This is a genomic window from Flavobacterium bizetiae, from assembly GCF_024271895.1.
GTDB lineage: Bacteria > Bacteroidota > Bacteroidia > Flavobacteriales > Flavobacteriaceae > Flavobacterium > Flavobacterium bizetiae.
Genome location: NZ_CP091861.1, coordinates 4,287,343 through 4,311,292, shown reverse-complemented (window position 1 = coordinate 4,311,292; position 23,950 = coordinate 4,287,343). Strand labels below are relative to the sequence as shown.

The 23,950-nt window shown below is 35.7% G+C and carries 21 protein-coding genes; 14 read left to right on the top strand and 7 right to left on the bottom strand.

Features of this window, described 5'->3' with window-relative positions; all coding sequences use genetic code 11:
- Positions 1 to 5: 5 nt before the first annotated feature.
- From L0669_RS18235 to L0669_RS18220, 4 genes are all read right to left on the bottom strand, one after another.
- Positions 6 to 611 carry a hypothetical protein gene (locus tag L0669_RS18235; RefSeq protein WP_263759241.1) on the bottom strand — a complete coding sequence of 202 codons (606 nt, stop codon included), beginning with the start codon at positions 609 to 611 and terminating at the stop codon, positions 6 to 8.
- Positions 612 to 1,134: 523 nt separating this feature from the next.
- Entirely contained in the window at positions 1,135 to 1,512 is a 378-nt protein-coding gene (locus L0669_RS18230; protein WP_173969665.1) for a response regulator, read from the bottom strand.
- Positions 1,513 to 1,584: 72 nt separating this feature from the next.
- A complete protein-coding gene (locus tag L0669_RS18225; protein WP_263759240.1) occupies positions 1,585 to 2,919 on the bottom strand; it encodes a sensor histidine kinase in 1,335 nt (444 codons plus the stop codon).
- 72 nt (positions 2,920 to 2,991) lie between these two features.
- Positions 2,992 to 4,353: a sigma-54-dependent transcriptional regulator gene (locus L0669_RS18220; protein ID WP_263759238.1), complete on the bottom strand. Its 1,362-nt coding sequence runs from the start codon at positions 4,351 to 4,353 to the stop codon at positions 2,992 to 2,994.
- Between the two features lie 282 nt (positions 4,354 to 4,635).
- Between L0669_RS18220 and L0669_RS18215 the strand changes: the two genes are divergently transcribed.
- Genes L0669_RS18215 through L0669_RS18205 form a run of 3 tightly spaced genes read left to right on the top strand, consistent with a single transcriptional unit; the run spans position 4,636 to position 10,189 of the window.
- The gene (locus L0669_RS18215; RefSeq protein WP_263759237.1) at positions 4,636 to 5,349 is read left to right on the top strand and encodes an ABC transporter ATP-binding protein; all 714 of its coding nucleotides are present in this window, start codon (positions 4,636 to 4,638) and stop codon (positions 5,347 to 5,349) included.
- A 3-nt stretch (positions 5,350 to 5,352) separates the two neighbouring features.
- Entirely contained in the window at positions 5,353 to 7,776 is a 2,424-nt protein-coding gene (locus tag L0669_RS18210) for an ABC transporter permease (RefSeq protein ID WP_263759235.1), read from the top strand.
- Position 7,777: 1 nt separating this feature from the next.
- Positions 7,778 to 10,189, top strand: a complete 2,412-nt coding sequence (locus L0669_RS18205; RefSeq protein ID WP_263759234.1) for an ABC transporter permease — start codon at positions 7,778 to 7,780, stop codon at positions 10,187 to 10,189.
- Positions 10,190 to 10,256: 67 nt separating this feature from the next.
- Here the strand turns inward: L0669_RS18205 and L0669_RS18200 are convergent, their stop codons facing one another.
- Positions 10,257 to 11,069 (bottom strand): SDR family NAD(P)-dependent oxidoreductase, encoded by an 813-nt coding sequence (locus L0669_RS18200; protein ID WP_173973200.1) that lies wholly within the window; start codon positions 11,067 to 11,069, stop codon positions 10,257 to 10,259.
- Between the two features lie 93 nt (positions 11,070 to 11,162).
- On the bottom strand, positions 11,163 to 11,750 hold the full coding sequence (locus tag L0669_RS18195) for a TetR/AcrR family transcriptional regulator (RefSeq protein WP_263759233.1): 588 nt from the start codon (positions 11,748 to 11,750) through the stop codon (positions 11,163 to 11,165).
- Between the two features lie 417 nt (positions 11,751 to 12,167).
- Between L0669_RS18195 and L0669_RS18190 the strand changes: the two genes are divergently transcribed.
- Both L0669_RS18190 and L0669_RS18185 read left to right on the top strand, forming a co-directional pair.
- A complete protein-coding gene (locus tag L0669_RS18190) occupies positions 12,168 to 12,659 on the top strand; it encodes a GNAT family N-acetyltransferase (RefSeq protein WP_263759232.1) in 492 nt (163 codons plus the stop codon).
- A gap of 2 nt (positions 12,660 to 12,661) precedes the next feature.
- Positions 12,662 to 13,138, top strand: coding sequence for a MarR family winged helix-turn-helix transcriptional regulator (locus L0669_RS18185; RefSeq protein WP_263759231.1), 477 nt, complete (start codon positions 12,662 to 12,664; stop codon positions 13,136 to 13,138).
- 123 nt (positions 13,139 to 13,261) lie between these two features.
- Here L0669_RS18185 and L0669_RS18180 read toward each other — a convergent pair whose 3' ends face one another.
- Positions 13,262 to 13,603: a winged helix-turn-helix transcriptional regulator gene (locus tag L0669_RS18180; RefSeq protein ID WP_173969468.1), complete on the bottom strand. Its 342-nt coding sequence runs from the start codon at positions 13,601 to 13,603 to the stop codon at positions 13,262 to 13,264.
- A gap of 307 nt (positions 13,604 to 13,910) precedes the next feature.
- On the opposite strand from L0669_RS18180, the gene L0669_RS18175 reads away from it, so the two are divergent.
- The 9 genes from L0669_RS18175 (at position 13,911) to L0669_RS18135 (ending at position 23,911) form a co-directional block, all read left to right on the top strand.
- On the top strand, positions 13,911 to 14,654 hold the full coding sequence (locus L0669_RS18175) for an SDR family oxidoreductase (protein WP_263759229.1): 744 nt from the start codon (positions 13,911 to 13,913) through the stop codon (positions 14,652 to 14,654).
- Between the two features lie 297 nt (positions 14,655 to 14,951).
- Positions 14,952 to 17,426, top strand: coding sequence for a hypothetical protein (locus L0669_RS18170; RefSeq protein ID WP_263759228.1), 2,475 nt, complete (start codon positions 14,952 to 14,954; stop codon positions 17,424 to 17,426).
- 518 nt (positions 17,427 to 17,944) lie between these two features.
- Positions 17,945 to 18,517, top strand: coding sequence for a Crp/Fnr family transcriptional regulator (locus tag L0669_RS18165; protein WP_263759227.1), 573 nt, complete (start codon positions 17,945 to 17,947; stop codon positions 18,515 to 18,517).
- Positions 18,518 to 19,008: 491 nt separating this feature from the next.
- Entirely contained in the window at positions 19,009 to 19,548 is a 540-nt protein-coding gene (locus L0669_RS18160) for a YceI family protein (RefSeq protein ID WP_263759225.1), read from the top strand.
- Between the two features lie 4 nt (positions 19,549 to 19,552).
- Complete coding sequence (locus L0669_RS18155) at positions 19,553 to 19,771, top strand: tautomerase family protein (protein WP_055095205.1); 219 nt, start codon at positions 19,553 to 19,555, stop codon at positions 19,769 to 19,771.
- 5 nt (positions 19,772 to 19,776) lie between these two features.
- Positions 19,777 to 20,508: an SDR family NAD(P)-dependent oxidoreductase gene (locus L0669_RS18150; protein ID WP_173969464.1), complete on the top strand. Its 732-nt coding sequence runs from the start codon at positions 19,777 to 19,779 to the stop codon at positions 20,506 to 20,508.
- A 4-nt stretch (positions 20,509 to 20,512) separates the two neighbouring features.
- On the top strand, positions 20,513 to 20,962 hold the full coding sequence (locus tag L0669_RS18145) for a nuclear transport factor 2 family protein (RefSeq protein ID WP_263759224.1): 450 nt from the start codon (positions 20,513 to 20,515) through the stop codon (positions 20,960 to 20,962).
- A gap of 18 nt (positions 20,963 to 20,980) precedes the next feature.
- Complete coding sequence (locus L0669_RS18140; protein WP_263759223.1) at positions 20,981 to 22,066, top strand: NAD(P)H-dependent flavin oxidoreductase; 1,086 nt, start codon at positions 20,981 to 20,983, stop codon at positions 22,064 to 22,066.
- 543 nt (positions 22,067 to 22,609) lie between these two features.
- Entirely contained in the window at positions 22,610 to 23,911 is a 1,302-nt protein-coding gene (locus tag L0669_RS18135; protein ID WP_263759222.1) for an epoxide hydrolase family protein, read from the top strand.
- Positions 23,912 to 23,950 lie beyond the last annotated feature (39 nt).

Sequence of the window (23,950 nt, the reverse complement as noted above, 5' to 3'; positions counted from 1 at the left end):
TGAGATTAAGCTATTTGAGCAATACGCGCCGTTTTATACAACGGATAAGTATGCATAAAATCAGACACGTTATCTTTCATTTTATCAAAAGATTTTCCGTAGAAATACAAACCGGTTGTTGCATTTCCTTTCCAGTATCTTTCTTGCGAAGTATTGGTTAGTTTCGAAATTTCTGCCTGAACAAAATCTACATCGTAATCTTGTTGATCTTTTTCAGGAGAGTTTTCTCCATCAAAATAAATAGCGATTCCTTCGTTTTTACCAAACGGAATTTCCTGATGTGTTTTTTCGATAATTACTTTAGATCCTTTTGGAGCGCCACAAATTTCAACAAAATTGATAATCTCGTTTAAAACTGCCTTGCTTATTTCTTCCTGATAAAGTTTGACATGAATATCGCAAAAGATAATTTCTCCGGGCTCTTCTTTAAGTATTCCGCCACCCGAAATTTCACCATAATGATTTTCGGTTAAGAAATCATTTAAGGGTAACATATAAAGATTTCTTCGATCTAAAGGTGAAACTTTATCATTAATCTGAATTACAATATCGTATAGATTTTGATCGTCTTCGTCGCTTTCGAATAAATTAGATATAAATTGTAGTAACATAGCAATTAAGGTGTTAGTGATAAATACTTTACTCAAAGTTACTGAGACTTACAAGTTTAGAATTTATACTTTTTTGCTTAAATGTTATATGATTTCTAATTGGGGATTGATAATGTATTACAGTAAAAAAATAACACAATCATTGTCATTTCGAGGAACGAGAAATCTTCGCAAGTAACTCCATTCCAATAAGCCAATCTTTGTCGAGCTTCTTATGGAGATTTCTCGTGCCTCGAAATGACAAAAATGCGCAGAGTAATTTGTGGTTGTTAAATATAGCCCGAGGTTTCAACCTCGGGAGACGTTTGATTATTAAGATGTAATATGTTTTAATAAGCCAATCTTTGTCGAGCTATATGTGTGACCCTTCGTTCCTCAGGATGACAAACTATGTGGAGACATTATTATGAAAATGATTGCCCTAGCCCCGATAGAAGTGGAAATCCTTTTGTGGCGGTGTTCGCCACAAAAGATTGGAACGAATAGCGGGATTAGCTCCTGAAAAATATTCTAATAGAAATAATTACAATATTCCATCAAGTGTGCTAACCAATTCCGGAAAATTATTGGGTTTTGTAAAAATCTGAACCGAACTAAAATCGTTCGTTAGTTTTTTTAGGGTTTCGTGTGAATGCGATGAGTAAACCACAACCTGAATTTTACTAAGTTCAGGAATGCTCCTTAACTCCTGTATAAATTCGGCGCCACTTAAATAAGGCATTTGCATATCGAGAAATATAAAGTCTGGCAAAACAGTTGCTATCTTTAGATTATTCAATGCTTCGAGAGCGTTATTAGAGATTGTAGTGAGTATATTTTTGTTTAATGAAGCAATGGCAGCGATAAAAAGTTCGCAGTCATCTTCGTCATCATCTACTAAGAGAATTACTGTATTTTTCATTCCATGAAATTATTTTAAAATCCGCAGACGGGAGTTATATAATTTTCGCGTGATGTTATATAATCTGAATGTTTAATTTTCGATCAGACTGATTTCAAAAATAGTTTTTCCGTCTTCGTTTTTATGCGAGATATAACCGCCATGCGCTTCGATAATATTTTTAGATAACGTTAAACCAATTCCGGCGCCTTCTGGTCGGGTGGTAAAAAACGGAAGAAATATTTTGTTTTCGATCTCTTTTTCGATTCCGTTTCCGTTATCGGAAATTTTAATGAAAATTCGATTTTCTTTGGCTTCCGCCGAAATAAAAATCTGCTTCTGTAAATTGTCTTTTACAGCATGAAAACTATTCGTTAAAAGGTTGATTAAAACCTGTTCTATTTGCTGAGAATCTACGTGTATGAAGCGCTTGAACGTAATATTGTTAACGACTTCGATATTTTTTTCTTTAAATAACGGATTCATGATCTGAATGCAATTATCGATCAAATGCTGTAATTCTATTTTTTCTTTTTTAGGAGAAGGCAACATGGCCAGTTTGCGATATCCTTCGACAAATTTTTGCAAATGATCACTTCGTCTTAACATGGTTTCGACGCTGTTTTTTACATCTTCGAGATCTTCATCTGACAAAGAATCCTGTTCGACCAAATCCTGCAAATTCTGGCAAATAGAACGAATAGGGGTGATTGAATTTAAAAGTTCATGTGAGATGACTTTCATCAAATTTACCCAGGCTTCTTTTTCTTTTTTCTCAACCACATTCTGGATAGAATCTAATAAAACGATAAAATAATCCAATTCGAAAATCTCTGTTCTTGAAGCCTGCAAAACAAAGGTTTGGTTGTTTTGTTCGTTGATACTAATTTCTATAGCCGTTTTTATTTCCTGAAAATTATCTTGTTCGATAATCTCGCATAAGGTTGGTAATTGGTTTTTCAGGTATTTCCATTTGGATACTTTTGGAACATTAAAGTGCGTTGAAAAGTAATCGTTCATTAAAAAAATATTCCAATCGTTATCTTGTTTTTGCAGAATTATAATGCCGGTTTCGATATTGTTAAGAATAGAGCGGTAGACAATATCTTTTGAAATTTGCTCGTTTTCTTTGGCTTTTAAAGACTCGTACAAATGAAACAAATCTGCATAATTGTCATTTAATTTATGTTTTGAAAAATCAGAACTAAAATCATTTTGCAGGATCGAAGCGATTGTTTTATTGTAAATGAGAACAAAATTACGAACGTAAAAAAACATTTCGCGTAAGAGCAGAAAAACAATAAAAAGCCCGAATATCGCCGTAAACAATAAATCTTTTTTGAAGAAGTAAATAGAAACTTCGATTGCTGCAACAATTATAATTAATCGCAAAAACAGAAGTTTGTATGTTTTAAAGGATTGAAACATGTTTTTAAATTAAAAATTGAGAATTAAAAATTAAAAATTTTTGAGGTTATAATTTTTCTCATAATTATGCAATTACAAACTATCGGTTTTGAAGTTAATATTGTATTTCTCTAAACGACGGTATAAAGAACCTCTTGACAAGCCCAATTCTTCGGCAGTTTTGCTGATATTATTATTGTTTTTGAGCAATGCTTTTTCTACAGCAGCTTTTTCTACTGATGAAAGCTGAATATCATCTGGATTTTCTTCGTAAGTTGTTATGGTTTCAAGATCTAAATCAGCAATCGTAATTTTATTGTTTTCGCAAAGAATAACGGCGCGTTCGATCTTATTTTCCATCTCGCGAATGTTGCCGTTCCAGGCGTGTTTTTCGATTTGCTCCGGTACTTTTTTATCAAAAGTAATTTCGTCACGTCTGTATTTTTCGATCATTTTATCTAATAGATATTCGGCCAGCGGAATTTTATCTTCATTGCGTTCTCGTAGGGCTGGCAAAACAATTTCCATTGTATTGATACGGTAATATAAATCTTCCCTGAAGTTTTTATCGGCAACTTCCAGTTTCAGGTTTAAATTGGTTGCCGTAATAATACGCACGTTTAAAGGTCTTGCTTTTGTTTCTCCTAATCTTGTTACTGTTTTGGTTTGTATAACTTGCAACAATTTAGATTGCAAATGAAGCGGAACATTACCAATTTCGTCAAGAAAAATGGTTCCGTTTTGTGCCATTTCAAAACGTCCCGGAGTATCGGTTTTAGCGTCTGTAAAAGCGCCTTTTGCGTAGCCAAACAATTCGCTTTCGAAAATATTAGAATTTAAAGAGCCTAAATCAACGGCAATAAAAGGATTGTTTTTTCTTTCGGATTGTTTGTAAATATGATGCGCGAGAACAAATTTTCCGGTTCCGTTTTCACCTAAAATCAAAACATTAGCATCGGTTTTGGCTACTTTATCGGCAAGAGAATAGGCTTTCTTTATAATTTCAGAAGTTCCTATAAAAAAATCATTTTCGATTTCGATATTTTTTTCCTTTTTCTGTTCTTTACGTGATTTGTCTACCGCTTGTTTTACGGATTCGAGTAATTTTTTATTTTCCCAAGGTTTTAAGATATAATCGAAAGCGCCATTTTTTAAGCCTTCTACAGCGGTTTCGACTTTACCAAATGCAGTCATTAAAATCACAACGGTTTTTGGCGAAAGCGTTTTTATTTCTTTCAATAAATACAAGCCTTCTCTTCCGTCTTCAAAACCTATTCTGTAATTCATGTCGAGCAAAACGACATCAATGCTATTTTTCGACAATAATTCGACAATATTTTTGGGGTTATTGAGGGTGTAAATGTCTTCAAAATACTTTTTCAGGTAGACTTTCGACGCAAAAAGAATGTCTTCCTGATCGTCTATGATTAAAATTGAGGCATTTGTCTTTTTCATTGTTGTTCGGTTTTGGACGAAAGCTGTCCATTATTGGACACTTTTGAAAGCTATTAAATAATAAAAAATTTAAAATAAGGGAGTTACAAATTTTAAATTTTTGGCATGAAAATCACATTAACACTAGCAAATCATCAAGTGTGAGAATCATTATTGCTGGTAAATGTAGTAAAAATAGATATTTATAGATTATGTTATCAATTATCTTAATTTAGGATCTGTTTTTTACTTCGGCAATAAAAATCTTACAGAGAAAAAACAAACATCAAAAATCAAATGAGTATGATCAAAATTAAAAAGCTTTCTAAAATTTTTAGAACCGAAGAAGTAGAAACAAAAGCTTTAAGCGAAATTTCATTAACCATCAACGAAGGAGATTTTGTCTCGATTATGGGACCATCCGGAAGCGGAAAATCGACGTTGTTAAATATCATCGGATTACTGGACAGTGCTTCTGGCGGAAGTTATGAATTACTAGGACAGGAAATGGCGGGATTAAAAGAGAAACTAAAATCGAAAGCCCGAAAGGAAAACATTGGTTTTATATTTCAGAATTTTAATTTAATTGATGAATTATCAGTGTATGATAATATCGAATTGCCGCTGATTTACAATAATGTTCCGTCAGCAGACAGAAAGAAAAAAGTAGATGAAATCGCCAAGATATTGGGTATTTCGCATCGATTGAAACATTATCCGCAACAGCTTTCAGGTGGGCAACAACAGCGTGTAGCAGTTGCCAGAGCTTTGATCAACGACCCAAAAATTATTCTTGCCGATGAACCTACAGGAAATCTGGATAGTAAAAATGGTAATGAAGTGATGGAATTACTAACGGATCTTCATGCGAGCGGCGCGACAATCTTGATGGTGACACATTCTGATTATGATGCTTCGTTTTCGCAAAAAACAATTTTAATGAAAGACGGTGTTATACTTTCGGAAAAAATGAACCATAGAAATGTAGATGTTTTAGTAAACAATTCAATTAACTAAATCATGCTAAAAAACTGGATCAACATATTTATATACCATATCAAAAACAACAAGCTTTTTACGGCTTTGAATGTTTTGGGTTTGAGTATTGGAATCGCAGGATTGATTTTTGCGATTTTGTATTGGAATGATGAACATTCTTACGATCAATGGAATCCGAATAAAGACAATATATTTTTAGTTGCCAATCAAATGGATGCGACGAACTATTGGGCTTCGAGTTCAGCACCAATAGGGTCGGCTATAAAAGAGGCTAGCCCTGAAGTAGAATCTTATTGTTATTTAAATGGTTACTATAATAATGATATTATTCGCTTCAATAATAAAAAAGTGCAATCTGACAGGATAATTGCGGCGCAGAAAAACTTTTTTGATTATTTTCCTTATCAATTTATCGAAGGAAGTTCAAAAACTGCATTACCAGATCTAAATAGTATTTGCCTTTCGCAGGATTTGGCCGTTCAGCTTTTTGGAAATCAACCTGCTCTAGGCAAACAAATCGTGTTGCAGGGTAAAAACCTAATTGTAAGAGGTGTTTATAAACTAGATAAAAAATCAATTTGTAATCCTTCGTGCGTGGTTAACTTTATAGATACAAGAATAAAAGAGACCATTCAGCAGTGGGGTAATTTTCAATTTGTTCTGCTATTAAAATTAAAAAATCCTAATGGAAAGCAAAAAGTGATTCAAAATCTACAAAAAATATATTTTGAAAACATGACAGCTCGTTTTGCAAAAGATCAGGGTATTAAACCTGAAGAATTTATTAAAAAATTTGGTCAGGTAAAACCCGGTTTAGAGTCATTATCATCTGTTCGATTACATACAAAAACTGGTGGAGTGATAGAAGCAAACGGTAATTTTCAATTTTTGCTTATCATGGTAGGATTATCCGTTTTAATCCTCATTTTATCCATTGTAAATTATGTTAACTCAGCAACGGCAAATGCAGTAAAGAGAGCGAAAGAAGTAGGAGTTCGCAAAATTATAGGAGCTTCGAAATGGTCTGTAATTCAGCAATTTATTTTTGAAACGGCTATTATTTCGTTGTTTTCTATTTTAATATCATTGGTTATTGTCGAAATCTCCCTACCATATTATAACTCTTTTTTAGATAAATTACTCGTATTGCAAAGCGGACAGTTTTATGTTCAGCTTGTTGTTATATTTTTCATAATTGTAATATTGGCAGGAATATTTCCGGCAGTTTATGTTTCTAATTTTGAATCGCTAAAAGTATTAAAAGGAAATTTTGGAAGAAGCAAAAGCGGTATCTGGCTTAGAAACGGTATGTTGATATTTCAATTTGCTGTAGCTGCTTTTTTTATCATTGGATCTTATATCGTATATGAGCAAATAGAGCTTATGAACTCAAAAGATCTGGGCTTTAACGGAAAACAAATCCTCAATATCTCCTATAGAAATATTTATGGCGAAGCAATAACGGATAAAGATCAATTTGCCCGATACAATAGTATTAAAAACCAATTGCAGCATATAGAAGGAGTAAAGCAAGTTGCTGGAGGTGGTTTTGTTTTTGGAAACGGGGCAAAATCTGTAATATCATACCATTATAAGGATAAAAATATTGACGGAAACAATGTGCCAATAGATTTTGGACTGTTGGAAATGATGAAAATAAAAATAGCAAAAGGACGCTATTTAAGTCCAAAATTTGCGCAGGATACCATTTCTTCGATGTTAATTAATGAAACGGCATTAAAATTATTAAACGAGAAAGATCCGATCGGAAAAAAAATAAATTGGAACGGGCAAGATGCAATTATTGTTGGGGTTGTAAAAGATTTTAATATCGGAAATCCGGGCGATGCAATACCTCCAATGTCTTTTTTCCATTTTAAAACGGTGCCTTGGTTTTCGGGACTTTTGAATAATATTTACATTACGGCTGATCCTGAGACCATGCAGCAAACCATAAGTGATATAGAAAAGCTCTGGACCAAAAAAGTAGATCCGGATTATCCGTTTTTGCATGATTTTGTAGATAAAGAATATAAAAGATCTTACAGGAGTTATGTAAAACAAAAAGATCTCTTTTCTTTATTGAATATTGTTGTTATTGTCATTGCGCTTTTTGGATTATTTGCACTTGCTTCGTACTCAATCGAAAGACGTATGAAAGAAATCGCCATTCGGAAAACATTGGGCGCCGATACCAATGTGTTGTTAAAAGAACTTTGCAAACAATACGTCATCTTTAGTATAGTAGGTTTTTTAATAGCGTTGTTTCCGGTATATTATTTACTGGATAAATGGCTGGAGAATTTTGCGTACAGAATTACTATTTCAGCTTATCCTTTTATAATCGGGTTCACTGCTTTATTGGTACTAACATTATTAGTAGTACTTACAAGAGCGTATCAGGCAACCAAAATCGATGTTTTAAAATATTTAAAATACGAGTAAGATGCTAAAGAACTGGACCAACATATTTATATACCACATCAAAAACAACAAGCTTTTTACGGCTTCGAATGTTTTGGGTTTGAGTATTGGAATTGCAGGATTAATTTTTGCAACCTTGTATTGGAATGATGAGCATTCCTACGATCAGTGGAATCCGGATAAAGATAAAATCTATTCGGTTTTGAACGATATTGGCGGCGGTAATGTATGGGCAGTAAATTCTCCTGTACCAGCGCCAATCTTAAAGAAAACGACACCAGCCTTAAAAGAGTACTGTTATTTTAACAGCAATTACGAGAAAGAAACGGTTCAGTACAATGGTAAAATAGAATTGGTCGATAAGATTTTTTCGGCACAAAGTAATTTCTTTTCTTTTTTTCCTTTTGAATTTATTCAGGGCAGCGCAAAAAGTGCTCTTCATGATCGTAATAGTATTGCTTTTTCTGAAGAAACGGCGTCTCGATTGTTTAAAAATGAAAACCCGATGGGCAAACAAGTAAAGTATGCTGACAACTTTTTTGTGGTTCGCGGTGTTTATCGTTTGTCTAAAAAATCATCGGTTATGCCTGCCTTTGTTACTACTATAATTGAGGAAACGCTCGAAAAAAGAAAAGACAGCTGGGGATTAAGTTTTGGATTAATGCTAAAGCTAAACAAACAAAGCGACACGACCGATGTTCTTAAAAACCTGAATAATATTTATATTGAAAACAATTATAAAAGACAGGCAAAAGCAGAAGGAATAACCTACGAAGCTTTTTTGAAGCAATACGGAGAACAGGCAAAAGCAAAACTACTTGCGTTTCCTAAATCAAGGTTACATCAGGGAAATTGTCCTTTTCCGGAAGGAAATGCCAATCTTCAGTTTTTGAGAATTTTAATGGGATTATCGATTCTTATTTTACTCTTGTCGATTGTAAATTACATTAATCTGGCTACTGCAAATGCCGTAAAACGCGCAAAAGAAGTTGGGGTACGAAAAATAGTTGGCGCTACAAAGTCGCAAATAATTACACAGTTTGTGTTTGAAACGACCTTAATTACGCTTTTCTCACTTTTATTAGCCTTAGTAATTGTAGAACTTACATTGCCTTTTTATAATTCAATTTTAAATAAAAATTTAATTCTCGAAGGTTCTCAATTTTACGTGCAGTTGGTATTTATTTTTATCATTGTTATTTTAGTTTCGGGAGTTTTACCCGCAATTTATGTCTCCAACTTTGAACCTTTAAAGGTTTTAAAAGGCAATTTTTCCCGTAGTAAAAACGGAATCTGGCTTAGAAATGGCATGCTGGTTTTGCAATTTGCGATAGCTACATTTTTTATCATTGGTTCTTTTATAGTATACCAACAGGTAAATTATATGGCCAATAAAGATTTGGGTTTTAAAGGTGCTCAGGTTATGGATATTTCTTTTAAGCCCAAAAAAGGCAAAAGACAATTTGAGCGCTATAAAACGATACAACAGGAATTGCTAAAAATAAAAGGCGTTCAGGCAGTTTCGGCTGGAGTATTTTCTATAGGAAACGATGTTAATTCGTGGTCAGGACTTCATTATAAAGACAATAAAGAAGTGATAACGCAGCAAATGGCAATTGATTTTGGCATGATCGATGTTTTGGGAATTCGTATCGTTAAAGGAAGAGACTTAAACAATAAATTTGCTTCGGATACTATCACGAATGTTTTACTAAATGAAGCCGCGGCTAAAACATTACAGGAAAAAGATCCTATAAATAAAGAGATTATCTGGGAAAGCAAGAAATTTAAGATAGTTGGAGTGGTAAAAGATTTTAATTATTTCGGACTTCAAAACAATATTTCACCTATGATTTTTATGCACATCAAGGCTTTTGACTGGATCGAAAAAGATTTGTCTAATATTTCGGTTAAGATTGCACCACAAGATATGCCGGAAACAATAGCAGCAGTAGACAAATTCTGGCGAACAAAAGTCGATGCCGAATATCCTTTTGAATTTAATTTTGTCGACAGAAGCTTTGCTAAAACCTATAAAAATTATCAAAACCAAAGCCGTTTATTTTCACTCCTGAACGGAATCGTAATTCTAATCGCTGTTTTTGGATTATTTGCTTTGGCTTCTTTTTCGATGGAAAGAAGATTACGTGAAATCGCTATCAGAAAAACTTTAGGAGCAGATACAAATGTTTTGCTTAAAAATTTGTCTAAACAATATGTCATTTTCTGTTTAATAGGTTTCCTGATCGGAATAATTCCGGCGTACTTTTTACTGCAAAAATGGCTTGAAGATTTTGCCTTTCGTATCGACATACCTTTATTGCCGTTTGGTGTTGCACTAATTTCATTAATGTTTCTCACCTTATCAATTGTTTTGGCAAAAGCCTATCAGGTAACAAAAATTGATGTGTTGCAATATTTGAAATACGAATAAAGTATAAAATTTAAAACCTCCAAAATTATTTGTTTTGGAGGTTTTAGTTTTAAAGAAAATTATTTAATTAACCGTGAGCTGCTACAGAAACGTCAGCCCATTCTTCCCAGGTAGCTAATTTTTGTTCGTAAACTTGTTTTGCAAATGGCAATGCTACTTTTCCTAAAAATAGGCGTAGAGGAGGGTTTTCTGCTTCAACCAATTTAACAATTGCAGGCACAGTAGCGCTTGTTTTTCCAAAAATTTCAGAACGATCAGTTTCGGCACTGGCTTTTCTAAGTCCGTCGTAAACGTCAATACTTTTACTATTGATTTCGTTACCCCAGATATCAGTAAAGTAGCCGTTTGGCTCTACCAAAGTAACATTGATTCCGAATTGTTTTACCTCTTGAGATAATGTTTCAGTAAGACCTTCTACGGCAAATTTAGAGGCATTATAAAGTCCTAGATTAGGCAAAGTGGCAATTCCTAAAATAGAAGAAACTTGTATAATATGGCCGCTTTTTTGATTTCTCATGATAGGTAAAACCGCTTGAGTTAACCAAAGAGTACCAAAAAAGTTGGTTTCAAATTGCGCTCTTGCTTCTGCTTCGCTTGCTTCTTCAACCGCTCCGTTTAATGCGTAACCCGCATTATTAATCAGAATATCGATTGTACCAAAATGTTGTTGTACTTTTTGTACCAATGCAAACGAATCTTCGCGTTTGTTTACATCTAAAGTTAAAGGCAAAATAGCGTCTCCGTATTGTGCTTTTAAGTCGGCAAGGGTATCAATATTTCGGGCTGTTGCAGCTACCTTGTATCCTTTTGCTAGAAATGCTTCTGTCCAGGCTCTTCCAAATCCTTTTGATGCTCCTGAAATTAAAATTGTTTTTGACATGTTTTCTTAATTTTTAATTGTGAATGGTTAATTTTTAATTGTGAATTGATAATTATAAATATGACTGATCGGTCATTTTTTTGGTAAAAAAAATTAGAGAGTGTTCTCCTCAATAATTTTTTTTAGTGTTTTTGCTATGATTTTCATTTTATCATTATTGCCTGAAACTCTCGAAATTAGGTGACCGCCTTCCATCATGGCAAACATAATCACCGAAAATTCTTCGGCATTCCATTCCGGTTTAAACTCTCCATTAGCAATTCCTTTATTTACGCTATTCGCTAATAATTGCTGATTAGAGTTACAGCCTTTATGTATTTTTTCTTTTACGACAGGATTGGTATCATCTGCTTCGGTTCCAAAATTCAATAAAGGACAACCTCCCACAAGAGGCGGATTTACCGCATTGCTAAAGAAATCGATATACGTGAAAAGCTCTTCTTTAGCCGTTTTACTTTTGCTGATTTCTGAGACCAGTTTATCGCCCAAAACTTTCATATTATGATCTACGGCGGCGCAGGCAAGAACATCTTTGTTTTCAAAATGCACGTACATACTTCCTTTAGACAATTTTGTAGCCTCCATAATATCGCTCATAGCTGTTGCAGCAATTCCTTTTGTATTAAAAATTGGGGCTGCTTTTTCTATGATAAATTGTCTGGTTTCTTCTCCCTTTGTCATGATCGTTTTCATTTTACGAGTACAAATATATGACCGATTGGTCATAAAAACAAATGAATTGATTTTTTTGTGAAAAGTTTCACATTTGAGATGTGTTGGATAATTGCCACAAAGGCATTTAGTCGCTAAGTTTTTTGTGTAATATTTTGAAATATCTAAGGTTACCGTTCTGTGTGTCATAGAGAAACGACAAACTAAACGAAAAATATAATTATGAAAACGAATGTCCTAGCCCCGATAGAAGAGGAAATCCTTTTGTGCCGGTGTTCGGCACAAAAGATTGGAACGGATTGCTTCGCCAGTTCGCTCTTTCAGGCTCGGGTGCGGGATTAGCTCCTGAAAAAAACAAACATTTTTCATCAAATATTTTTATTTATGTATTTAACTACGTAGTTTTGTGTTTTAAATTCTAAAAACATGAGACCACAAATTATTCCAATAGAAAATAAATATTCCAGCGAAATTGTAGATCTGATTTTAAACATTCAGCAAAAAGAATTTAATGTTCCCATTACGATCGAAGACCAACCTGATTTATTAGATATAAAAAACTTTTATTATAATGGTGGAGGCCATTTTTGGGGCGCATTTATAAATGATGAGTTGGTTGGAACAATTGCTTTGATAAAGTTTAGCGATACCAAAGCCGCGATCAGAAAAATGTTTGTAAAGAAAGAATTCCGTGGAAAAGAGTTTTCGATTGCGCAAAAATTATTAGACACTTTAGTCGATTATTGCAACGAAAATCAAATCGATGATTTATATTTGGGAACCATAACGGTACTAGAAGCTGCTTTGCGTTTTTATGAAAGAAATCATTTCGTGCGAATCGAAAAAGATTCGCTTCCGGAGACATTTCCTGTTATGAGTGCCGACAATGTATTTTGTCATTTAAAACTAAAAAAGTAACGATGAATATAATTGATGAATCAGGGATTTTGGCCATTTCGACACGATTGCAACGTTTAAGCGAGCAATTGCGAAAAGATGGTGCGTTGTTTTATAAATCATACGGAATCGACTTTGAACCCAAATGGTTTCCTGTAGTGTATACTTTATATCATAAAGAAGTTTTGAGCGTTGTAGAAATTGCAAACGAAATAGGATACACACATCCCTCGACCATTAGTTTATTGAAAGAACTTGAGAAACAAAAACTAATTCGTTCTAAAAAAGACAAAGTCGACGAACGAAAAAGATTGATTTTACTGACTCCAAAAGGACAGGAATTAATCGAAAAAATGAAACCCGTTTGGGAAGTAATGTCCAGCGTTCTAAAAGAAATCGCCGACAATCAGAACAATCTGCTTCAGGCTATTAACGAAGCCGAAAACAAAATAATGCATCAGAGTTTTTTGCAAAGAGCCTTGCAGTTGAAAAGTTTATAGTAAGGGGCAAAGGTTCAGAGCAACAAAGGTTCAAAGGTTTTTTCTAATGTCTCCCTGAGCGAAGTCGAAGGCTTCCTAATTGGAATTTGGAGTTTATTTTTTGGAATTTCAAAAAATGAAATCTTATTTTTCAACTCTGTTTTTAATGTGTTTCCTGTGTGCAATTCCCCAGTTGATCATTTCTAAAATAATAGGGCCAAACGATCTACAATAATCGGTAGATTCATATACAATAGCAATTTTAGCATCGCGATCTTCTGTTCTTTTTACAAGATTGTTCGCTTCCATATCCTTCAATTCTTTCGAAAGCATTCTCGAAGTAATCCCCGGAATACTTTGCTGAATTTCCTTAAATCGATGGTTTCCGTTGCAGATCGAATTGATGATAGGCAATTTCCATTTTCCTCCCAAAACATATATCGTATCCTGAAGTGCCTGAACTTCTTCTTTCTGATTTCTTTCCATAACAATTTTTAGACGAATATATAAAAACATTTTTTTTCAGCATATAAGTGATCTATGAAAATATAAGTTAATACTAATTGGATTTTTTTTTAACCATATAAGTAATGTAAGAAATTATAAGGAAGTGCGAATTGGACTTTTCTTAAATCATATAAGTAGTGTAAGAAGTTGCTTTATAAGCTTTTCTATTTAAATGAACTTATATCACTTATATGGTAAAAAAAAGACCAGTATACTCGATGATACCATTAAAAAAGCAATAGGTTTTGCCATTTAACTTTGTACCATTAATTTAAAACATTAAAAAATGGACAATTTAAAAAATAAAGTTGCAGTAATAACTGGCGGAAATAGCGGTATAGGTTACGCAACAGCAAAACAATTAAAAGAACAAGGCGCAACGGTTATTATTACAGGCCGACGTAAAGAAGCAATCGAAAAAGCAGCTTCAGAATTAGGCGTAACCTTTATCGTGGCAGATCAATCGAGTATTGCAGATATCGAAAACCTGGCATCAATAGTAAAAGAAGATTTTGGTTCAGTTGATATTCTTTTCATCAACGCCGGAATTGCCGGATTAGGAAATATCGAACAAGCTACAGAAGTATTATTTGATAGTATTATGAATGTCAACTTCAAAGGCGCTTATTTTACCTTAAGCAGGTTTATTCCAATCTTGAAAGACAATGCTTCGGTGGTATTTCTTTCTTCCAACACAGCAAGTATGCCAGGTCCGGGATCATCCATTTATTCTTCGAGTAAAACTGCTCTTAATTCTGTTATGAAATCGGCAGCTGTAGAATTGGCACCAAGAAAAATCAGAGTAAACTCCGTAAGTCCCGGCCCAACAGAAACCGAGGTGATGAATAAAGTAGGATTAGATGCAGCAACAGTAAAATCTATTATGGATGTGGTGATCGAAAAAGTTCCGTTAAAACAAATGGGAGCCTCGGCAGATGTTGCTAAAATGGTCGCTTATTTAAGCAGCGATGCGGCAAAATTCATTACAGGCGCTGATTTTATTATGGATGGAGGAATGGTTTTGAGTTAAGAAAGGGGCAAAGATTCAGAGCAACAAAGTTTCAAAAGTTTTTTCTATTGTCAGCCTGAGCGAAGTCGAAGGGCTTGCTAATTGGAATTTGGAATTTACCCAAAGATTTTCAGTTGGAATTTGGAATTTCAATAATTGAAATTTATTTTTTTTGGTTTCATATTACAATTTGAAACAAACGAAACGTCTGATTACTAGATTTATAATTCCCGTAAACTTAATTTTATACTTAATAATTTTTACGGGATATCGATAAAAATGATTTTTTCAATAAATAGTAATCTAATTTTTTAATTTATGAAAAAGGCTTTTCTAATAATTGTACTCTGTGTTAGTTCAATTTTTTTCTCATGCAAGAAAGATAAAGATCAGAATCAATCAACTTCTGAGGCAGTTAAAACTGCTTCTACTGATTCACTTACCGATGATGGCTGGCCACGCGAAACCACAAATAATGGCACAAAATTGGTTTATTATCAACCCCAGGTCGACGATTGGAAAGATTATAAAGAAATTACGGCAAGACTTGCTTTTGCATTGACTCCCAAAGACGGCAAAGAAATTTTGGGCGTAGCCTCTCTAAAAGCAGAGACATTAGTAGATAAAGACAACCGCAACGTATTTTTTAAAAACGTTACGGTAACCGATGTAAGATTTCCTGCTCTTGATGAAAAGAAAGTTCCTGAAATGGAGAAACTCTTTAAAGAAACATTGCCAAAAGGCGGAGATCCGGTTTCGGTAGATCGTATTTTGGCAGATTTAAACCAAACCAAAAGTCCGGCGAAAGGTATTGCAGGTAAAAATGATCCGCCTGCAATTTTTTACAGTACAAATCCGGCAGTTTTGCTTATCGTGCAGGGAGAACCTGTTTTAGTACCCGTAGAAAAAACGGATATTCAATATGTTGTCAATACCAACTGGGATTTGTTTTTTGATAAAACAACAAAAGACTATTATTTACTGGCAGATAATGTATGGGTTACCTCAAAACAACTAGGCGGAAAATGGGTAAAAACCACCCAACTACCATCCGGTTTAAGTAATCTTCCGTCAGGTCAAAATTTTGATGATGTCAAAAAAATGATTCCCGCACCAACAGGTGGTACCGCTCCTCAGATTTTCTACAGTAATAAACCTGCTGAATTAATTGCGATAAACGGAACCCCGAAATTTGTTAAAATCGACGGAACTAAACTATTATACATTGACAATACCGAAAATGATATTTTTGCCAACGAAGGCGACGGACAATATTATGTGTTGTTATCCGGAAGATGGTTTAAATCTGCAGCATTAACAGGACCATGGTCGTACGCAGGAAATAACCTTCCGGCTGATTTTGCTAAAATTCCTAAAAATTCGCCACGGGCAAACGTATTGGCATCAGTACCCGGAACTCAGGAAGCCAAAGACGCCGTAATGCTGGCTCAGGTACCTACAACAGCTATTATAAACAAAGCCGATGCCGAAGCAAAAGCCAAAGTTACCTACGACGGAACACCTCAGTTTAAACCTATCGAGGGTACAAAAATGCAATACGCAAGCAATACTCAGGATAAAGTAATAAAAGTAGGCGATTTGTATTATTTGTGTTTTCAGGCAGTTTGGTTCATGTCGACAAGTCCTAATGGCCCTTGGAAAACAGCCGATTCAGTTCCTAAAGAAATTTACACCATTCCGCCAAGTTCTCCGGTTTATAATGTAACATATGTTACACAAACCACAACCGACACCACTGTACAAAGTAGTACAACAGCCGGTTATTTTGGCGCCTTTATTATTGGTGCTACAGTAGGCGCAATATTAACGTACGGAACAGGATTTTACTATCCGCCATATGTATATTACGGAGGTTTGTACCCAATCTATCGCCCTTGGCCTTATACGTATGGAGGCGGAGCAGTCTACAATCCGTGGACAGGTGGCTGGGCTGCCGGAAGAAGCGTTTACGGACCTTACGGCGCTGCGGGAACATCAGCCTGGTACAACCCTGCAACAGGAAGATACGGACGTTCAGCAAGCGTACAAGGCTGGTACGGAGGTCGTACAGCAGCAAGTTCGTATAATCCGTGGACAGGAAATTACGCCAGAACTAATCAGGGACACAATGCTTATGCGCAATGGGGACATTCTGCTGCCACAAATGGCCGTCAATGGGCACAAACAGGGCATATTACGACCAGACGCGGTACCGCAATTGGTTACGAAACTTCCGGAGGTAATAAAGGCGTGATTACGCATCGCCGCGGAGGAGGAACCACTATTCATACCAACAATAATTTGTATGCCGGACACGACGGGCACGTATATAAAAGAGACGCCAACGGAAACTGGAGCCATTACAACAACGGCAACGGAGGCTGGACACAAGCGGGTAAACTTGGCGGCGCAAAAGGTTCCGGAACGGCTCTACCACACGATCGTCCAAATCAGGGATTGGGAGCTAATGGAGCAGGAGAGAGAATCCAACGCGACAATTTGCCGAAACAAAGCCAAAATATTGGCGGTGAAAATCGCTTAGGAGACGGAAATCGTTTAGGCGACGGAATCCAGCATGATAATTTCCCTAAAGCCAATCAAACGCTGGGGCAACGGGATAAACCACTCGGAGAAGCGGGCCATCCTGATATCACCAACGATTTAGATCGTTCAGCATTTGCCAGAGATCGAGGCGAATCGCAAACAAGAGATTTCCAAAACTTCCAAAGAGAAGGAAACCGTTTTGGCGGTGGTAATTTTAGAGGAGGCGGAGGATTTAGAGGCAGAAGATAAAATTTAAAACATAATAAAGAATCAGGAACAATATTTATAGTATTCGTTCCTGATTTTTTTATTTACACAAAACCATAATATAGCCCCTAAATTGGAATTTGGATTTTATCACCAAGTTTAGGGATTGGAATTTAATTTTTATCAGGAGCTATTTCCTGCTTTCCGCTCCAATCTTTTTATTTTTTAAAGAAAAAAATAAAAAGGATTTCCACTTCAATCAGGGCTAGGCATCAGTTTTCATCAGAAGTATACAGGCCTCTTGAGCTTTTTGATATTGTTATACCTTACCAGGAGACGCACTGCTGTGCGCCTCTACGATTCCCGTTGAACCTAAAAAAAACTCAGAATCTTAGTATCTTAGAACCTTAGTACCTTTAAAAAAATCCTTTGTCCCTTTGAACCTCTGCACCTTTGAGCCTTAAAAAAACTCAGAACCTTAGCACCTCAGAACCTTAGTGCCTTTAAAGAAATCCTTTGTACCTTTGTCACTCTGAACCTTTGAACCTCAAAAGAAAAAAATGTCCTCCAAAGAAATCCTGCAACAGCACATCGCCAAAACTGCTTCGTTAACAGACGAGCAATTCGATTATTTCTTTTCGCATTTCAAACCCTTGACTTTCAAGAAAGGACAAACCATTATTAGCGAAGGCGACAAAGTCGATTGTGAATATTTTGTAATTTCAGGTTGTTTGAAAGCTTTCTTTATCAATGACGAAATCAAAATGTACATTCTTCAGTTTGCTATGCCTACATGGTGGACATCAGATTACACCGCTTTGTACAATCAAACTCCTGCAACCATAAATGTAGATTGTATTTCAGATGTCGAATTACTTTGTCTTTCGAATACAGATCGCGAAAAATTGTGCGCTGAATTTCATCAAATCGAACATTTTTTCCGTTGGAGAACCAATAAAGGATATATCGCCTCTCAAAAACGACTTTTATCCTTTATGAACAACAATGTCAAAACCCGTTACGAAGAACTTTTGGCATTATATCCGCAACTTTATAATTTAGTTCCCAAGCATTTAATCGCTGCTTATTTGGGGGTTTCAAGAGAAACTTTGAGTAGGTTATATAATTCATAATTTTTTTTTGCCACAGATTTAAGATTTTGTTTCACGCAGATTTAAAAAGATTTAAGCAGATTTTTGTTTTTTTCTTTTAGTTTGTCATCCTGAGCGAAGTCAAAGGCCACGCAAGTAACTCCGTAACAAAGGTCCAATCTTTGTCGAGCTATATGAATTTTATTTTTTTTAGTTTCCCACAATCTTGTCATCTCGACGAAGGAGAGATCACACTAGAAACTCCGCAATCTATAATTGCCAATCTTTGTAGAATCACTTGTGTGATCTCTCCTTCGTCGAGATGACAAAAATGAGAATAATAATCTATGTAAGAGAAAAACTTTGCGACTTTGCGTCTTTGCGAGATTAAAAAAAATCTGCACAAAACAAAACCTTTGCACCTTTGTCCCTTTGCCTCTTTGAACCTATTAAAAAAAAAATTGTGATCTACATCACGTAACCCATTTTCATAGTCGCCGTTCCTTTGTATTGTACTTTTAAATACAACAAAAATGGAAACAACAAATTTTAATATCGTAAGCGCAAACAGCAACATCGATTGGACGGGTAGAAAAGTTACCGGAGCACATAACGGTACAATTGGTATCAAAGAAGGTCATTTTATTTTGAATGACGGAAAAATAAACGGTGGAAATATTGTCATCAATACAGCCTCGATAAAAATCCTGGACGTTACAGATCCGGATACAAATGCACAATTTGCAGGACATTTGGCATCGGATGATTTTTTCTCTATCGAGAAATTTCCAACCGCAAACTTTGAGATTCTTTCTGTAAAAGAAATTTCAAATGGTAAATATTATCTTGAAGGTAATCTTACTATAAAAGATATCACACATCGTACAGGTTTTGAAACTGAAGTAGAAAGTAATAACAATACACTTTCGCTTTCAGGGAAATTGGTTATTGATCGTACCAAATACGATATCAAATTCCGTTCAGGAAACTTCTTCAAAGATTTAGGTGATACTTTAATTTATAACGACTTCGACTTAGATTTTACTATTACAGCCGAAGCTTCTAAAAACTAAAGCCATGCCTTACGTAAAAATCGAATTGACTCGCGAAGGCGTTACCCGCGAGCAAAAACAAGAATTAATCAGCGGAATCACCAATTTAATTACGGATGTATTAAACAAAGATCCGCATTTGACTCACGTTGTCATTCAGGAAATCGAATTAGACGATTGGGGTTACGCAGGAGATCAGGTATCTGTATTAAGAGAAAAAGGCATCACAGCCGATAAAAAATGAATATCATGAAAAAACAAACAATAATCGTTACCGGAGCAGCTTCAGGTATCGGAAAAGGAATTGCGAAATACTTCTTAGACAGAGGCGATAATGTGGTGATTAATTCATTAACACCATCAGCATTAGAAAGTGCTTACAACGAGTTTGGGGCAGGCGATAATCTGGCAATGTTTGCCGGAGATGTGAGCAAGAAACAAACAGGAGAAGAACTGGTGAAAATTGCTTTAGAAAAATTTGGTTCGGTAGATGTATTGGTCAACAATGCGGGAATCTTCGACAGTAAACCATTTTTAGAAGTAGATGAAGCATATCTGGATAAATTCCTGACTACAAACTTAAAAGGAACTTATTTCACAACACAATCTGTTATTCCGCAAATGTTGAAACAGCAAGACGGAGTGGTGATTAATATCGGAACTCCTTTGGTAAATCATGGTTTGGGCGGATGGCCGGCTTCGGCTCCTGTGTCAAGTAAAGGTGCTATTCACGCCTTAACGATTCAGTTAGCCGCCGAATTTGGTAAACAAAACATTCGTATCAATACCGTTGCTCCGGGTGTTATTCGTACGCCAATGCACGGAGACAAATCAGATCAAAGTGCGGGATTGCATTTGGTAAACAGAGTAGGAGAAGTCGATGACGTAGCCGAAATGGTGTATACCGTTGCAAAAAGCAGTTTTATTACCGGTGCAATCATCAATGTTGATGGTGGTAAAGGTGCAGGACACAACTTATAATTAAATGAAAACTATTTTATTAATTGCTTTTATGTTCTGTACTTTTCAGGGCATAAAAGCTCAAAATAACACTAAAATGGGAAATCAAGCCGACGTATCAGCAATTACTGATGCATTAGAAAATTATTATTTTAAAGGAATTTACGAAGGAGACGAAATACTTTTGGGAAGTATTTTTCACGAAAGTGCGTTACTTTTTGGAGATATTAAAGGACAGCCTTATTTTAAAACAGTAGATCTTTATCTTGATGGCGTAAAAAACAGACAAAGTCCTAAGGATTCAGGAAAACCTTTTAAAGGAGAAATCTTGAAGATTAATGTAGTAAATTCAATAGCTACAGCCGAAATTAATGTTAAAATGTACGAGTTTAATTATCGGGATTTTTTATCTTTCCATAAGATTAACGGAAAATGGTTTATCGTCAATAAAATGCTGACAGATGTAAGCCAATAACTTTAAATTGAAAAAAAGATGTGGTACAATACAAAAGCTACAGCATTATTAGGGATTGAGTATCCGATCATGCAAGGACCATTTGGCGGTAATTTATCAACTGTAGAATTAACTGCCGCGGTATCAAACGCTGGCGGACTTGGCGGATACGGCGCTTATACCATGTCGCCTCAGGAAATTTTTGAGGCAGACAAGCAATTAAAGGCAGCAACCAATAAACCGTATAACATCAATCTTTGGGTTTCAGATCATGATATTTCGCCTTCTGGTTTATCAGATGAGGAGTATAACAAAACCACAGCATTATTTAAACCTTATTTTGATGAAGTGGGGATTCCGTTACCGGAAAAACCAGCGTCATTTCAATCCAGATTTGAAAATCAATTAGAGGTAATTTTAGATGTAAAACCAAAAGTATTCAGCTTTATGTTTGGCGTTCCTTCGGCTGATATTTTAGAGCAATGTCGAAGATCCGGAATCGCAACTGTTGGTGCTGCAACCACTTTAGACGAAGCTGTTTTTCTGGAAGCAGCGGGAGTAGATATGATTATTGCCTCAGGTTTTGAAGCAGGCGGACATCGACCTTCGTTTTTGGCTTCCGCCGAATCATCACTAACAGGAACTTTTGTATTACTACAACTCATTCGCGAAAAAGTAAAAACACCTATTATTGCTGCGGGCGGAATTGCCAACGGAAAAGGCGTTGCAGCAGCATTGGCTCTGGGCGCAAGTGCGGCTCAGATAGGAACAGCATTTTTAGCCTGCGATGAATCAAACGCATTACCTATTCATAGAGAAATGTTATTTTCTGATGCAGCAAAATACACCACTTTATCGCGTGCTTATACAGGACGTTTAGGTCGTGGTTTAACAAGCCGCGTAGCCAAAGAAATTGCAGGAAAAGAAGAAAATGTTCTTCCGTTTCCGTTGCAGACTACTCTTATTTCACCGTTGCGAAAAGCTGCTCTTGACCAACAAAAATGGGACATGATTTTATTTTGGGGCGGACAAATTGCTCCAATTTTAAAACATACCAAAGCCAAAGAATTGATGCATTCTCTTATAGAAGAAACGAATGCTTATTTTGATGATTTGAAAGGATAAATAGATAAAAATATTTAAAAGAGGCTGCCCAAAAGGTGGTCTTTTTTCATTTATAATAGTTCCGCTAAACCCGACAGGTTTTAAAAATCTGTCGGGTTTATAAATGCTGTAAACACAAAGTTGTCGACAGTTGTAAGCTAATTTCTTTCTTCAAACATAGCCCGTGGTTTCAACCGCGGGAACACAATATGAGGTATAATAATATTGCACCCCGTGGTTGAAACCACGGGCTATGTCTGACAAGTTTACAAGAAAAAAAAAATTGACAAAGGTAATGTAGCAAAAGTTTGTCATCTCGACGAAGGAGAGATCACACACGTAACTCGACAAAGATTGGGGATCTGGCATGCGGAATTTCTCGTGTGATTTCTCCTTCGTCGAAATGACAATAGTACTTTAAAATCGTTTTAAAACATTCAACTTTCACAATGTCCGTTTCGGGATCAACTTCGTCCGTTTAGACTATTTACTGATTTTAAATCGCTTGTTATCGAGATACTTTTGACAAAGAAATTAATCACAATAACAAAATTTATAATCAAAATGGAAACAATTCTAAAAAACAAAAACAGCTTTCTGGCTGCCATTGCAACAGGAACATTTATGCTGATCGCAGCAACAGGATTCGCGCAAAAAAATCAGGCAAAATCAACGAATGAAGCCGAGGCAATTCGTCCGTATCATATTAGTATTCCGCAAGAAGCTTTAACGGATCTTCGAACTCGTGTAAACGCTACAAGATGGCCGGATAAAGAAACCGTTACAGATCAGTCGCAAGGAGTAAAATTACAGCAAATTCAAAACCTTGTACAATATTGGGGAACTACTTATGACTGGCGTAAAACCGAGGCTAAACTAAATGCATTACCTCAATTTGTAACCAATATCGACGGATTGGACATTCAGTTTATTCACATTAAATCAAAACATAAAAACGCATTACCATTAATAATTACGCATGGTTGGCCGGGATCTTTCTTTGAACTTCTAAAAGTAATTGGTCCGCTAACAGATCCTACAGCTTATGGCGGAAAAGCCGAAGATGCTTTTGATCTTGTAATTCCGTCGATGCCAGGTTATGGTTTTTCGGAAAAGCCAACAGGAACAGGCTGGGGACCAGAAAAAATTGGAAATGCCTGGGATGTTTTAATGAAACGTTTAGGATATAAAAATTATGTATCTCAAGGAGGCGATTGGGGTTCTGTAATTGCAGATGCGATGGCGCGTCAGGCTCCGCAAGGATTATTGGCAATTCATGTAAACATGCCGGCAACAGTTCCTGCTGATATTGCAAAAGCTTTAAAAGACGGAGATCCGGCTCCTGCAGGATTGTCGGTTAAAGAAAAAGCGGCTTTTGTATCACTTAATAAATTATATACCAGAGGTGGTGGTTATGCCGGAATGATGGTAACTCGCCCTCAGACTTTAGGATACGGACTTACGGATTCTCCGGTGGGATTGGCTTCGTTTTTCTTAGATAAATTCAACGAATGGACGTATAGCGGCGGAAATGCAGAAAAATCGCTTACAAAAGACGAAATGTTAGATGATATTACTTTGTATTGGTTAACAAACACTGCCAACTCATCGGCACAATTGTATTGGGAGAATAATACCAACAACTTTAATGTGGTAGAACAAAAAACAAACGATATAAAAATTCCGGTGGCAGTAACTGTTTTCCCTGGAGAAATTTATCAGGCACCAAAAAGCTGGACAGAGAAAAGTTATAAAAACCTGATCTATTTTAATGAAGTTTCAAAAGGTGGACATTTTGCTTCTTGGGAAGAACCACAACTTTTTACAGAAGAACTTCGCGCAGCGTTTAAATCTTTGAGAAAATAACTAGAAATCGTTATGTAGATTTATTTAAACACATAGAAA

Coding starts and splice junctions, on each gene's coding strand:
- L0669_RS18235 (WP_263759241.1), bottom strand. CDS start 611: ATGTTACTACAATTTATATCTAATTTATTCGAAAGCGACGAAGACGAT.
- L0669_RS18230 (WP_173969665.1), bottom strand. CDS start 1,512: ATGAAAAATACAGTAATTCTCTTAGTAGATGATGACGAAGATGACTGC.
- L0669_RS18225 (WP_263759240.1), bottom strand. CDS start 2,919: ATGTTTCAATCCTTTAAAACATACAAACTTCTGTTTTTGCGATTAATT.
- L0669_RS18220 (WP_263759238.1), bottom strand. CDS start 4,353: ATGAAAAAGACAAATGCCTCAATTTTAATCATAGACGATCAGGAAGAC.
- L0669_RS18215 (WP_263759237.1), top strand. CDS start 4,636: ATGATCAAAATTAAAAAGCTTTCTAAAATTTTTAGAACCGAAGAAGTA.
- L0669_RS18210 (WP_263759235.1), top strand. CDS start 5,353: ATGCTAAAAAACTGGATCAACATATTTATATACCATATCAAAAACAAC.
- L0669_RS18205 (WP_263759234.1), top strand. CDS start 7,778: ATGCTAAAGAACTGGACCAACATATTTATATACCACATCAAAAACAAC.
- L0669_RS18200 (WP_173973200.1), bottom strand. CDS start 11,069: ATGTCAAAAACAATTTTAATTTCAGGAGCATCAAAAGGATTTGGAAGA.
- L0669_RS18195 (WP_263759233.1), bottom strand. CDS start 11,750: ATGACAAAGGGAGAAGAAACCAGACAATTTATCATAGAAAAAGCAGCC.
- L0669_RS18190 (WP_263759232.1), top strand. CDS start 12,168: ATGAGACCACAAATTATTCCAATAGAAAATAAATATTCCAGCGAAATT.
- L0669_RS18185 (WP_263759231.1), top strand. CDS start 12,662: ATGAATATAATTGATGAATCAGGGATTTTGGCCATTTCGACACGATTG.
- L0669_RS18180 (WP_173969468.1), bottom strand. CDS start 13,603: ATGGAAAGAAATCAGAAAGAAGAAGTTCAGGCACTTCAGGATACGATA.
- L0669_RS18175 (WP_263759229.1), top strand. CDS start 13,911: ATGGACAATTTAAAAAATAAAGTTGCAGTAATAACTGGCGGAAATAGC.
- L0669_RS18170 (WP_263759228.1), top strand. CDS start 14,952: ATGAAAAAGGCTTTTCTAATAATTGTACTCTGTGTTAGTTCAATTTTT.
- L0669_RS18165 (WP_263759227.1), top strand. CDS start 17,945: ATGTCCTCCAAAGAAATCCTGCAACAGCACATCGCCAAAACTGCTTCG.
- L0669_RS18160 (WP_263759225.1), top strand. CDS start 19,009: ATGGAAACAACAAATTTTAATATCGTAAGCGCAAACAGCAACATCGAT.
- L0669_RS18155 (WP_055095205.1), top strand. CDS start 19,553: ATGCCTTACGTAAAAATCGAATTGACTCGCGAAGGCGTTACCCGCGAG.
- L0669_RS18150 (WP_173969464.1), top strand. CDS start 19,777: ATGAAAAAACAAACAATAATCGTTACCGGAGCAGCTTCAGGTATCGGA.
- L0669_RS18145 (WP_263759224.1), top strand. CDS start 20,513: ATGAAAACTATTTTATTAATTGCTTTTATGTTCTGTACTTTTCAGGGC.
- L0669_RS18140 (WP_263759223.1), top strand. CDS start 20,981: ATGTGGTACAATACAAAAGCTACAGCATTATTAGGGATTGAGTATCCG.
- L0669_RS18135 (WP_263759222.1), top strand. CDS start 22,610: ATGGAAACAATTCTAAAAAACAAAAACAGCTTTCTGGCTGCCATTGCA.